Genomic DNA, 12,490 nt, shown 5'->3' on the forward strand with positions numbered 1-12,490 from the left:
GGAGGCCTTGGGGGGTGGCCCTTGATTTTAACGGGTAAGAATAGTGTGAACGCCGTGCGTGCCACGTGGCCCGCCCGCCGGCCTTCGTTCACATTCACAAGACGAAGTTGCTTGCGGTCAGGTTGTGGCTGCCCTTCAGCTCGATGCGGAACTCCTCCGCCGCGTCGCCGCTGACATTGCCGCTCACGATCGTGTAGGCGACGCCGTCCCGCTCCTCATAGGACACCATCAATTGTGCCGCCGCAGTGAAGGCAGACCCATTGAGGAGCGTGAAGTTCTGGTTGCCCGCCACTGCACCATTGGCATCGATGCCGGATAGATCGACGAGGTCTCCGAGTTGGAAGTCGAGGATGGTGTCGCCATCCGCGCTCTCGACATCGGTGAAGCGGAAGACGTCATCGCCGGCGCCGCCCTCCATCACGTTCACCGCGTGACCTGCGGTGATCGTGTCGTTCCCGGAGCCGGTCGCGACGTTCTCGATGTGCCACAGCGTGTCGCTGCCGCTCTGGCTGCTGACGGCGCTGCCGCGCCCCAGCATGCCGTTGCCGAGATCCACCGTCAGGTTGGCGCTGATCGCCGACAGGTCGAGCGTGTCGACACCGTTGCCGCCGTCGATCTCGTCGCCGTAATAGGTGTCGTTGCCGTCGCCCACCTCGCCGACGAATAGGTCGTTGCCGGCCCCGCCGAACGCCGCGTCATCGCCCGCTCCGGCATTGATGACGTCGTTGCCGCCCTGGCCGAAGAGCCTGTCGGCTCCAGCCTCGCCATGAACCAGGTCGCCCCCCGCTCCGGCGAAGACATGGTCGTCGCCCGCGCCGCCCTGGACCGTGTCGCGACCCGCGCCACCCTCGACGAAATCGGCGCCATCGCCACCGGAGATCGCATCGTCCCCGGCTTCGCCGACGAGGACATCGTCACCGGCCAGGCCGATGATGCTGTCGCCGCCGCTCGTGCCGAGCAGGACATCGCCCGAGGCCGTCCCGACCCGGACATTGCCGCCACCCGTCGGCGCCGGAGTGCCCGCCTCATCGTCGTCATCGTCGCAATCATCATCATCATCGTCGTCGTCGTCCTCGTCGTCGTCATCCTCGTCGTCCTCACCGACCTGCGGACCGTCGCCGACGGCCGTGTAAGTGATGCTGCTCTCGCCGTTGGTCAGCGTGGTGACGCCGTTCGCATCGGTCGTGCTCTCGTAGTCTGCCAGCGTCGCGCCGTTTGGCAGCTCGATCACATCCTCCGGACGCAGCGCGCCGATGATGGTGTCGTTGCCGCCGTTTGAGCGGAACACGATGCGATGGGCCGAAGACAAGGCCGAGATGTCGATCGTGTCGTCGCCCGCATCGCCATCGATGGTGATGGTGTTGAGGCGCAGACTTGTGGTCGAGAAGTCACCCACGATGGTGAAGGTGTCGCCGCCCGCTCCACCGCCGGTTCCCGAAGGATCGACGCCGTTGATGCGGACTTCCTCGATCTCCGCGAGTTCCGCGATTACAGCGGCATTGTTGCTGCCGTTGCGGGTGACGACGATCTCGGTGGCTGCCGCCAGGTTCGCCGCGACATTGCCGGCAACCGCCAGCCACGCCGCCCTGGTGTAGATCGTGAAGGCTTCGACCGAGGCATTGCCGTTGATCACGAAGGTGTCGCCGGCAGCTCCTTCGGTGCCGCCATCGACGATGTCGCGACCATCGGTCGGAGCCGCCGCATTGGCGTTCCAGATGATCGTGTCGTCGCCGGTGCCGCCGTTGACGGTGTCCACGCCGCTGTTCGGGCCGAGAGCCACAACCAGGTTGTCAATATGGAAGGTTTCTCCGGCCTCGAACCCACCCGTTGCTACAAAGCGGATCGCCGAGTGTGCAGGGTTCAATGGCGAGGAGAAGGTTGTGGTCGTGGTTCCGCCCAACGTACCGAGCGTTTCCCACGTGGCCCCATTCAGCGCCTGGACGACGACAGTCTCGCCCGCATCAAGCGCAACAGCCTGATAGTCGAAGGAGAGCGTCGGCGCGGTGGCCCCTGTCAGGTTGATCGCGCGCTCGATAGTGTCGTTGTTGTCTGTGCCTGCTGCGAATGTCAGCCGACCGCCGGTAATGAGGATATCACCATTGGTCGCCGAATCGTTGTCCCCGGTTTCGTCCCAGTTGCCGGCGAAGGCGAAATTGCCGTTGTTGTTCGCGTAGGACACAGCACCGAAATTATCGACCATACTGCCGGTGGTGGCTCCGAAACCTCCGGAGAGCGTGTCGTTGCCGTCCCCGCCGTTGAGGGTATCCGCACCCTCACCGCCGTTGACCACGTCGTTGCCGCCGTTCGCGTTGACGATATCGTATGCGGTCTGCTGCTTGAACGACAAGACGGTGGTCCCCACCCCGTTGCGGGTGTTGGCGGCGTTGGTCCCGGTGATCGTGCTGGTCGGGGCTGCTGCGGCCAGCGTGAAGTCAGTGATGTCGATGGCCGCTGTGCCGCTGCCAGTGATCAGGATCGTACCCTGGATGGGCGAGGCCGCTCCACCCTCCCGGATGGTGATGACGGTGTTGCCGCCGGAGGCGGATTCGAAGACGCGGGTGGCGAAGTTCGCCGCCGTTACCCCGAGCCCGCTGAGGTCGATCTTATCCTGGTTGGTAGCCGCACCACCGGCGTTGTCGAAGCTGTTGATCGTGTCGTTGCCGAAGCCGGGAGCATTGTAGACGATGGTATTGAACCCGCCGCCGACATCGATAATGTCGGTGCCGGCGCCGCCAATGATCGTATCGTTGTCGTCGCCGCCGTTGAGGGTGTCGTCGCCGTCGCCGCCGTCGAGCAGGTCATTGCCGTCATTGCCGGCGAGCGTGTCGTTTCCACCGGCGCCGAACAGCTGGTTGGCCTCATCATTGCCGTTGATGACGTTGGCGAGGGCGTTGCCGGTGCCCCGGATCGCGTCGCTGTTAAGGTCGAGCCTTTCGACATTGGCGCCGAGCGTGAAGTCGACGTCGGACTCGACAAGGTCGTTGCCGCCGAGCACGAGATCGGCGTTAGTTTCAGAGACCACGTCGCCGGCGTCGTCGACGAAGTAAGTGTCGGTGCCGTCACCGCCGATCATCGTGTCTGCACCGAGCCCGCCTTGCAGCGTGTCGTTGCCGCCGAGGCCGCTCAGCGTGTCGGCGAGGTCGCCGCCAGTGATGACGTTGGCGAGGCTATTGCCGGTGCCGACGAACTGGTCGGCGTCGAGGCCGGTGTAGGTCAGGTTCTCGACGTTGGCCATGGCCTCGATCGAGAGCGCGGCCATGCGCGTTTCGACGGTATCGGTCCCCTGGCCTGCCGCTTCGACTACGACATCCAGCAGGTCGTCGACGCCATAGATGTCGTTGCCGGCGAGGCCGACCATCGTGTCGGCGCCAAGCTGGAAGGGGCCTGGATCGACGGTATCATCGGCTGGGACGTCGAAGACGTCGACGCCGGCGCCACCGACCAGCAGGTCGTCGCCGTCGTTGCCGAGAAGACGATTGTTGCCAGTGCCGCCGAAGATCAGATCGTTCAGCGCGCCGCCGGTGATGATGTCGTTGACGCCGTCTTCGCCGGCCACGAAATTCTGCTGGGCGTTGGTGACGGCGTTGGTCGACATGTTGACGCCGCCGGAGTCGCGAGCGACATCGCCACGGCTGATGAAATAATCATCCGTACCGAGCACGTAGCCCGCATAGTTGGCGCCGTTGAAGTTGATGCGCTCGACGCCGGTCTCCGCGTTGGTGCCCGTGTAGTGACCGGCTACGGTGATCGTCTGGTTGACCGTGGCAGCGCCGTTCGGCAGGCCATAGTTGATCACTAGGCTGCCGGTGTTGTCGGCGGTGTTGTTGTCACTCGCGCTCAGGGAATTGAGCGTCAATATGGGCAGACCGTCGACGTCGTTTCCCGTGCTCGGCGCCAGGATCGAGGTTCGATCCGCCGTGCCGCCGCTTGTCGCGTTCACGGCTTCGTTGATGCCGTCGTTGCCGTCGCCCAGCGTGAACGAGTAGGTGTCGTTGCCGAGACCACCGTTGAGCGTGTCGACGCCGGTGTTGGTGGTGACCGTTGTGAAGCTGATGACGAGATCGTCTATGTTGACGACCTCCACGGCCTCATTGATCGCACTCGCGACGAAGCGGATCGATGCATTGGGGAACGGACCCGTAGCGCTGTGCGTGTAGGGCTGGTTCCCGCCGTTGCCAGTGATCGTGGCGATGGTGACCCAAGTGCTTCCGTCTGCAGTGAACTCAGCGATGACGGACTCACCGGCATCCAGATTGTCCGGATTCGCCGAGAACGTGATGGTTGCAGTAGCCGCCGCGGTCAGGTTGATGGGACGGGTAATGGTCGCCCCGTCGGAAGCAGCGCCGCCCACGATACGGAGGGTATTGTTGCCGTCGTCGATACGGATCTGACCCGTTGTGACGCCGGTGTCGCCGGTTTCAAACCAATCCGGGTCCCAGGCGGCTGAGCCGGTGGAATTGCCGAAGCTGTTGTTGTTGAAGTTGTCGGCATACGTCGCCGATGTCGTCGTGGTGGCGCCCGCGCCGCCGACCAGAATGTCGTCGCCCGCAAGGCCATTGAGCGTGTCGGCGCCGGCAAGCCCGAGGATCAAATCGTCCTGCGCCGTGCCGTTGAGCGGAACATCGTTGCCGGGCGTGCCGACGATGATATTGAGCGGACCGCCCGCCAGGAATTCGACGCGCTCGATGTTGCGCAGGCGGTCGGTTCCGTCGAGCGAATCCTCGACCACGTGCGAGACGATGACCTGCCCGTCTGCGGTGGCCGAGAACGCATACTCGCCCCGGCCGCCCCGGAACTTAGCGGTATCGATGTCGGGTATCGCATCCGCGCCGGTCGTGATGATCTCGCGGACGATGACGAGCTGGCCGGGATTGATCTGGCCCGAGAACATCTTGGCCGCCAGCGTGGTCATGCTGTTGTGCGTCTCGATTTCGGGGCCGGTTCCGTCGATGTTCTCCCGCACGCTGATGCGCACGTTCAGCCACTTGTCGCCGTCGATGATGTCGTCGCCGGCATTGCCCTGGATCACATCGCTGCCGTCGCCGCCGAGAATGATATCTCCGGCGTTGAACGCCACCGCGCCGGCCGCCATTGCGTTGACCTGAGCCGGCGTGAGCCCGAGCACCTCAGCCAGGCCTGCGATCAGCTGCAGGCTTTCCTTGGTCAGCTGGCTGCCGCGATAACCTTCCAGTGGGGTCGGGTTGGTGACCGGATGAAACGGAAGCCGCTCGTCGGCGAGGATGTTGGAGCCTTTCAGGATGTCGTTGCCGGCAGACCCGGACAGACCTTCCATCGACTGGTACTCGTCGAGAGCTGCGTTCGCCGGGATAACCGGCGCCTCGTCGAAGATGATCGGGATCGACAGATCGGCGGTCACGCCGGTGGTGCCGACTGCGCTGTCCTTGTAGGTCGCCCAGTCGAAACCGGACATGCCCGCCATCTTGCCGCGGCCGGTGCTGCCGACCATGATATCGTCGCCGCCTTCGCCGATGAACTCGTCGAAGCCGCCATCGCCGAGGAACACGTCGTGTCCGTCGATGCCGTCATGGGCGAAGATCTCGTCGAAATTGTCGCCGGGGGCGCCGTCGAAGGTGCCGGTCTCGATCCAGTCGTTGCCTTCATTGCCGAGGATGCGTTCGGCGTTGCGGTTGCCGTAGATGAAGTCGTTGCCTTCGCCCGCGAACACTTCGGAGCCTTCGTCGGTGCCGAGGAAGACGAAGTCCTGTCCGGCACCACCCATCACCAGATCGAGGCCGGGCCCTGCATGGACGACGTCGTTGCCGTCACCTGCCTTGATATTGTCGTCTCCGCCGGAGTCGACGATGATGTAGTCGCCGGCGCCGCCGTTGAGGATGTCGTTGCCGAAGCCGCCTTCCAGCCGGTCGTTGCCGCCATCGCCGAAGAGCGTGTCGTCGCCGATGCCGGCGATCAGGACGTTGGCGGCCTCGGTCCCGCCGAGAACGACATGCTCGTCGCCATTGTAGCGCAGGTTGTTCGGGCTGTTGCGGACAACCAGTTGCGTGAGGAGGCCAGGCCCCACCGGATCCAGGCTGTCGAGGATGCCGTCGCCGTTCGAGTCGTTGAACTGCTTGGTCTGGTCGACCTCGAGGATCAGTCCGGGGGTCGAGAACACGTCGGACGGTAGATGCGTCGCGTCGGTATTGCGCATGATCATGGCGGCGAAGGAGTTGTTCTCCATCTCGCCGAATAGGTGCAGACCGTCGAGGCGCTGCAGGTAGTAGAAGCGATCGCCGCTCTGCAGCAGTTCCATCTGCTGCTCGAACACGAAGTTGAAGGTTGCGCCGAGCATGCCGCCGAACGGCATGACCTCCTCGGCCAAGCCGCCGATCCACAGATCGACATTCTCCAGGCCACCGAGATCTGCGGCATAAGCACCGGTGCCGTTGAGGAAGGCCTCAGCATCCGCCGGCACGAGGAAGCCGCCCACGGAAACGCCCGTGATGATGGTCAACGCCGCGTCGCGCTTTCCCTCGATCGTCGTCTGGTCGGTGATCAGTTGATGCGTGCCGTAGGCAGCGATGAAGTTGATGATCGAGGCCTCGTGCTTGAGGTGCCCCGCATAGTCGATCCAGCTCTCATAGGGCTTGAGCCGGGCATCCTGGTTGGTCGCCTCGTAGAAGGTGCGTCGCGCCTCGTTCAGCGCCGGCACGCCAGTGTCGCGGCCGCGCGCCAGGTTGATGGTCGCGAGGTCGAGCGGCAGGCCAAGCAAGTTGTTGCGGAGCGCGCCGGTGACGAATTCGTCGATCTCGTTGCCGACCTGGCGCGTCATGCCGCGGACGATGGCGCCGGCGGCGATGCCGTCAGCGATCCCGTTCGCGCTGGTGAACGCGGTGGGGTTCAGGAAGCCCTGGATCAGGCTGATATGATTGGGTTGGAAAGTCGGACCGAACTGGTCGATCGACTCCGTCAACATGGAGTGGCCGAACCGGTACACGACGTGGGCGAACTCGGCGAAGATCGACGGGTCCATCATGGTGTCGAAGCCATCGGGCACCAGGAAGGTGTTGATCGTCGGCTGGACCTTTCGTGCAAACTCCTCGAATACGAGGTGCTGGTACTGCATCTCGGTGCCGAATTTGGCCGCCTGGAACAGGCGTTCGCCGTTCCAGCTTCCATCCGGGTTCTGCCATTCCGCTATGAAGGCCGCATCCCCGGTCGCGAGCACCGTCGCCTTGGTGTGCTCGACCAGACGGTTGTGCTCGGAATGGAACACATGGTGAACCGCGGTCAGGCCGATGTTCTCGTTGGCCCGGCCATCGCCGGCAATGAAGTGAGCGTTCAGAAGCTCGTCGTCATAGGTGCCGTCTTCGGGGATATTGCCGCCAATCTCCGTGTCACCGTCGGCGAGCCCTTCCGGAACAGCGGTGTGGGCGATGTCCGCGAGGAATGCCGCGTTGGTACGGATGGCGCTCACGATCGAGATGCCGAGTCCGCCATTGGCGGTCGGATCTCCCTGGATTACCACGTCGTCGGCGGTGTTCGGGATTCCATCGCTACCGACACCGGTAATGACAAGCGGATAGCCGTTGGAGCCGGCGATGAAATTGCCGTACGCGTCGGTGCGAAGCAGCGGCACCCTGCCGACATCCAGGTCCGTCAACTGGATGCCCAGGAGCGTGGCTGCCTGAGCCTTGACCTCGCCCCAGGTCGCCATCCCGCCATTCGCGCCTTCGATCAGGTGACCGGTTGCGACCGGGCCATTGGCGGTCGCCACATACTGACGCAAGAAAACCTGGTGAGACGCGTGGGAACTATAGGTTTGGTTCTGGTCGACAAAGGCTGTGGTGGTGTTCATCGGCCGGACATCGTCGGCCGTGCCCATCACATTATCCGCCCCGGCCGTTACGGTGGCGCGCGTCAGCACCATGAAATTGGGAGCGCCAGGTGTCGGATCCCAGAGCGGATCATCAGGCTGCAACGGAACAAACACCGTGCCGCTGCCACCCTTGTTGACCAGGTCCAGACCATGGTCGAAAAACTGGCCGAACAGCGTGAACCACGAGTTGAACGGCGCCGACAGACCCTCGTCGGGTGCGGTGTTGGGGATGTGAACATTGGCACCGTCCATCTCGATGCCGTGAAGGGCGAGCAGGTCATAAAGACCCGTACCACCGCTCGCGACGGGGCCGGCGCCGGCGTCCACGGCCGACTGCGCTGCGGCGAGGTCGGCCGCAGCGTCGGCAGCAGCTTGCTGCAGGGCAGCGTTGCCGGGGTTCGCCGCGGCTGCCGCGGCCGCTGATGCTTCCGCGCGCTCGGCTTCAGCCAGTGCCTTGAACAGCGGCTTGAGCGGCGCATAGGCGGCGGAGATTTGGCCGGTGATCACCAGTCCCGGGTCCTCGACCCCGGCGTTCTGCAGCCCTGTCAGGATAGCGGCCGGATTGCCCAGCGATTGGTCGACGAGCAGGTTGGAGATCGTGCGCAGGCTAGAGTCGAACACCAATGAGTTGGGGTTGTTGGAAGGGTTATAGTTCGGCGATGTCGGCATCGCCGGCGCCGGGCCCGGACCGTCCGGATCGAAGGGCGTTCCGTCGGCCGGCCGATAGCTCGGGTCCATCAGTTCGACGAACTCGCGATCGGACGCGCCCCATCGTTCCTGCCCCGGCAGCAGGTGATTGAAACTGCCATCGACCGTACGCAGACCCCAGGCGACGTTGTAGCTCGGGATCAGGCCGCCCGGGCCGTAGAGCGGCTGACCGGCGGCATGCGCTTCTGCGATCTTGATCTGCGCGAGGATGAAGTCCAGATCGCTCCTGATGTAGGTTACCATCGTACTTACCCCCAATGTTATGAACACCAAGCGCAACTTCGCGCGAACTCAGTTTTAACGGAGCATCAACGCTGCATTTGCTCGAACTGAGCTCCGATCGACTCGGAACAGGACGAATAGATCGCAATGCGACGCTCATGATCTCAGCGAGGATCATTGTCCGGGGGCGCGTTTGTTCATAGATCGGAAGGTCCAGCCAAAGAGCGAGACTTTGGTCCGTATGCCCTGGCGACCTTTTTCGGCTCGATACGAAAACCGGTACGTTCGACAACACGTCATGTTGCGCTGCGAAACCGCAATCGCAATAAATCGCGTCACGAAACATGGTCACGACGCCATGTCAGCACGCTGCCGAGCAAACGGCATCGATGCTGTCGCCCGCATGTCGCCATTTCATTCCGACTTGTTGTAGATTTCGTCCCAGATTCGCTGAGTGGGTGTTTGTTAGGTCTGCGGCCACAAAATGGATCAGGGATGGGCAAGCCTACTGATGGAAATCTCGAAAAAAAACCGGTGACCGTAGAAGGACGCGGGCTGGTGGCTTCAAGTGTCCAAAAGCTTGCGCGCTGGCTGGCGATGCTGGGTCCACTTGTGAGGCCCTGGCGCGCCCTCAGCTTGGAGCGAAAATTCCTGCTCACTGCCACACTCGCCATCGTATTATCGATGATGACGTTGGGTTACTGGATCGAAAAGCGAATCCGCGTGGGCTGGATTCAGGGCATGGCGGAGACGGGCGCTCTCTATCTCGAAGGCTTTCTGGCGCATCATGTCCAGACGCTCGAAAATTCGCGGGTGCTGCCCGCCGCGAGCCAAATCGAAATCAAAAACTTGCTGTCCGATACCCGCCTCGGCAATCGAGTCGCAATTATAAAACTCTGGGACCTCGACGGAAATCTTATATATAGTACGAATAACTCAGATTCACATGAAAAACTTCACAGTGGTTACATTGAGCGTATCAAAAAAGGGCAAGTCGTTGTTGTTGAGGACACTGATGATCACGCTTCGGAAATCAAATCAAGCAATGTTTCTCCGAGGTTGATTGAAATTTATGAACCAATATACAAAAGGAATTTCAACACAATAATAGCTATCGGCGAATTTTACGAGTACGATAAATTTCTGATAAATGAGATTAAAAGCGTAAAGTACGGAACGTGGTTTCTTATATTTAACGTTTCAATAATAATTATCGTATTACTACATATTATTGTAAATAAAACTGGCAAAACTATCGGTGATCAACAGGAAATGCTGGAATCCAATTTTGCCCGCGCAGCCGAATTGGCAAAGCGGAACAACGCCTTGCGGCGCGCAGCAGACCGAGCCCGGCTCAATGCGACGGTCTTGAACGAGACCTATCTCGCCAGCGTTGGCGCGGATATCCATGACGGGCCCATCCAGGTGCTCAGCCTGATGATGCTCAAACTGCCGGATGCCAAGGCGAACGCGACTCAACCTGACGAACTGGGCATGGTGCGGAAGGATCTGGAGCCCCTGATCCAGCAAACGCTTGCAGATCTGCGCAATCTCTCAGCTGGGCTGGTGCTTCCCGAGGTCGAGAACCTGTCCCCGACGGAGACGATCGATCTGGCGATCACCCGGCACGAACACCAGACCGGAACCATGGTCCTGCGCGATCTCGAGGATTTGCCCGAGCGCGTCTCGCGCGCCATCCGGGTCTGCGCTTATCGCGTTGTTCAGGAGGCCCTCAACAATTCCTACAAACATGCAGGAGGCCAGGGCCAGCGGGTGTCGGCGCGTCTCAATGGCAAGATGCTGGAGATCGTGGTGACCGATACTGGCATGGCTCCGACGTCGCAGCGCCACTATCCGGCGCGTAGCGCGAAGCTCGGGCTGCAAGGCATGGACAGCCGCGTCAGGGCACTCCGCGGCAGCCTGACGATCGCGCGGCTGGTCGACGGCGGGACCGAAGTTCGAGCAACTCTGCCGGTGCGTTCCTGATACCGGCTTATATCGACTTCTGCGGCCGCGGCGAAACGCGCATGCCCTCGAAAGCTGCGGGATTGAGCCTCTGTGCTGCGATCACCACTTCCAACCTGTTGCGCGCCTTCAGCTTCTGCATGAGAAGCGTCATATAGCCCTTCACGGTCTTCTCGCTGAGGGACAATGCGCGGGCAATTTCTCGGTTCTGCTTGCCGCATAGAAGCAGCCTGATGATCTGATCCTCCCGAACGCTGAGCTTTGCGCTCTGCGCTGCCTGCCCGTCCAGCGCCTTACCCTGCAAGGCGCTGATCACTTTGGCGGCGAAGCAGGGAGTAATGTAAATCTCGCCTCGACACGTCGCCTCGATAGCCTTGATCAGTTCATCGGCGCTGCTGCCTTTCAAGACATAACCCTTGGCGCCCGCCTCGAGAGCTTGAATGGCATGGTCCGTGTTCGTCGAGGCCGTGAATACGACAATTTTCATGTCCGGTGCTGTTTTTGTAGCGTCCTTAATCGCCCGAAATGCGTCTCCCGGCATATTCAGGTCGACTACCATTGCGTCCGGTCGGTGTTTTTCTGTAATCGAATAGATATCGTCCGCATCTGAGCCGGCTGCGCTCAACGAAAAACCGACCTTGCGCTGCATAAGAGCCACAAGACCTTCCATTAAGAGTGGGTGGTCGTCGACAACCGCGATCGATATTTCCCCCATCTTCCCCTCGTTTTTTAAATTTCATTTATGATGCCGCATTTGTGAGCAACTGTAAACACCGTGGTAAATGACTGATCAATTATCCAATTCGGCGGCGATTGCACCACGAAGTACCTCTTTATTGCCATTCCCTACCTCAGAGTAATGATAATTCAACTTGTGAATCCTGAGGGCTGGCATAGGCTCTTGTTGTTGCGCTATCTTTCCGTTCCGCAACGCCGAGACCAGCGGATTCATGACGGCGAATATTGACCATCGGCCGAGAAAAATCGGTTGGCAGCGCGCCCCGCGCGAACCTTCGCTTGTCGAAGCCTTTGCCTCGGTGCCGTTGGCCGCCGGAGCGACATCGTGGCGTAGATTTCTCGCCTTTCTGGGACCCGGATACCTTGTTGCCGTGGGCTATATGGACCCTGGGAACTGGGCAACAGCCGTCGCTGGAGGATCCCGCTTCGGCTATGCGCTCCTCTTCGTCGCTTTGCTTTCGAATGTGATGGCGATCGTCCTGCAAGCGCTCTGCGCCAGGCTCGCGATTGCGACCGGCCGCGATCTTGCACAGGCCTGCCGGGACGCCTATCCGCCTTGGGTCAGCGTACCTCTTTGGGTGCTGGCGGAGCTCGCGATTTGCGCGACCGACCTCGCCGAGGTGCTTGGAACCGCGATCGCACTCAATCTGCTCTTCGGCCTACCGATCGAAATCGGCGTGGTACTGACCGCGCTCGACGTTTTCGTCGTGCTTTGGCTACAGAACAAGGGCATTCGCTGGATCGAGGCTTTCATCATCACGATGCTCGGCGTGATTGCCATTTCCTTCGCCATCCAACTGGCGATGGCGAATCCGGACTGGCGCGGAGTGCTGGGTGGCTTTGCCCCGAGCCGCCTGATCTTGACCGACCCCGATATGCTTTATCTGGCGCTCGGTATCATCGGCGCAACCGTCATGCCGCATAACCTTTATCTACATTCGGGCATCGTCCAGACCCGCGCCTATGGCCGTGAGGAGCGCGACCTCCGCGAGGCGCTTCGCTTCGCGACGATCGATTCCA

At 61.4% G+C, this 12,490-nt stretch carries 4 protein-coding genes; 2 read left to right on the forward strand and 2 right to left on the reverse strand.

Going from position 1 to position 12,490, the window contains the following annotated elements; all coding sequences use genetic code 11:
- Nucleotides 1-94: 94 nt before the first annotated feature.
- Nucleotides 95-8,788, reverse strand: coding sequence for a peroxidase family protein (locus B6S44_RS29635; protein WP_206735119.1), 8,694 nt, complete (start codon nt 8,786-8,788; stop codon nt 95-97).
- Nucleotides 8,789-9,262: 474 nt separating this feature from the next.
- Between B6S44_RS29635 and B6S44_RS09425 the strand changes: the two genes are divergently transcribed.
- Nucleotides 9,263-10,753 carry a sensor histidine kinase gene (locus tag B6S44_RS09425; RefSeq protein ID WP_129156653.1) on the forward strand — a complete coding sequence of 497 codons (1,491 nt, stop codon included), beginning with the start codon at nt 9,263-9,265 and terminating at the stop codon, nt 10,751-10,753.
- A gap of 7 nt (nt 10,754-10,760) precedes the next feature.
- Here B6S44_RS09425 and B6S44_RS09430 read toward each other — a convergent pair whose 3' ends face one another.
- A complete protein-coding gene (locus B6S44_RS09430; RefSeq protein WP_129156654.1) occupies nt 10,761-11,447 on the reverse strand; it encodes a response regulator in 687 nt (228 codons plus the stop codon).
- A 235-nt stretch (nt 11,448-11,682) separates the two neighbouring features.
- On the opposite strand from B6S44_RS09430, the gene B6S44_RS09435 reads away from it, so the two are divergent.
- Nucleotides 11,683-12,490, forward strand: an 808-nt coding sequence (locus tag B6S44_RS09435; protein WP_206735120.1) for an Nramp family divalent metal transporter, incomplete at its 3' end; no start/stop codon positions are given.

Source organism: Allobosea sp. Tri-44, assembly GCF_004123845.1.
Classification (GTDB): Bacteria; Pseudomonadota; Alphaproteobacteria; order Rhizobiales; family Beijerinckiaceae; genus Allobosea.

Bases quoted from the DNA above. Each gene is read 5' to 3' on its own strand.
- B6S44_RS09425 (WP_129156653.1), top strand. From the start codon at position 9,263: ATGGGCAAGCCTACTGATGGAAATCTCGAAAAAAAACCGGTGACCGTA.
- B6S44_RS29635 (WP_206735119.1), bottom strand. From the start codon at position 8,788: ATGGTAACCTACATCAGGAGCGATCTGGACTTCATCCTCGCGCAGATC.
- B6S44_RS09430 (WP_129156654.1), bottom strand. From the start codon at position 11,447: ATGGGGGAAATATCGATCGCGGTTGTCGACGACCACCCACTCTTAATG.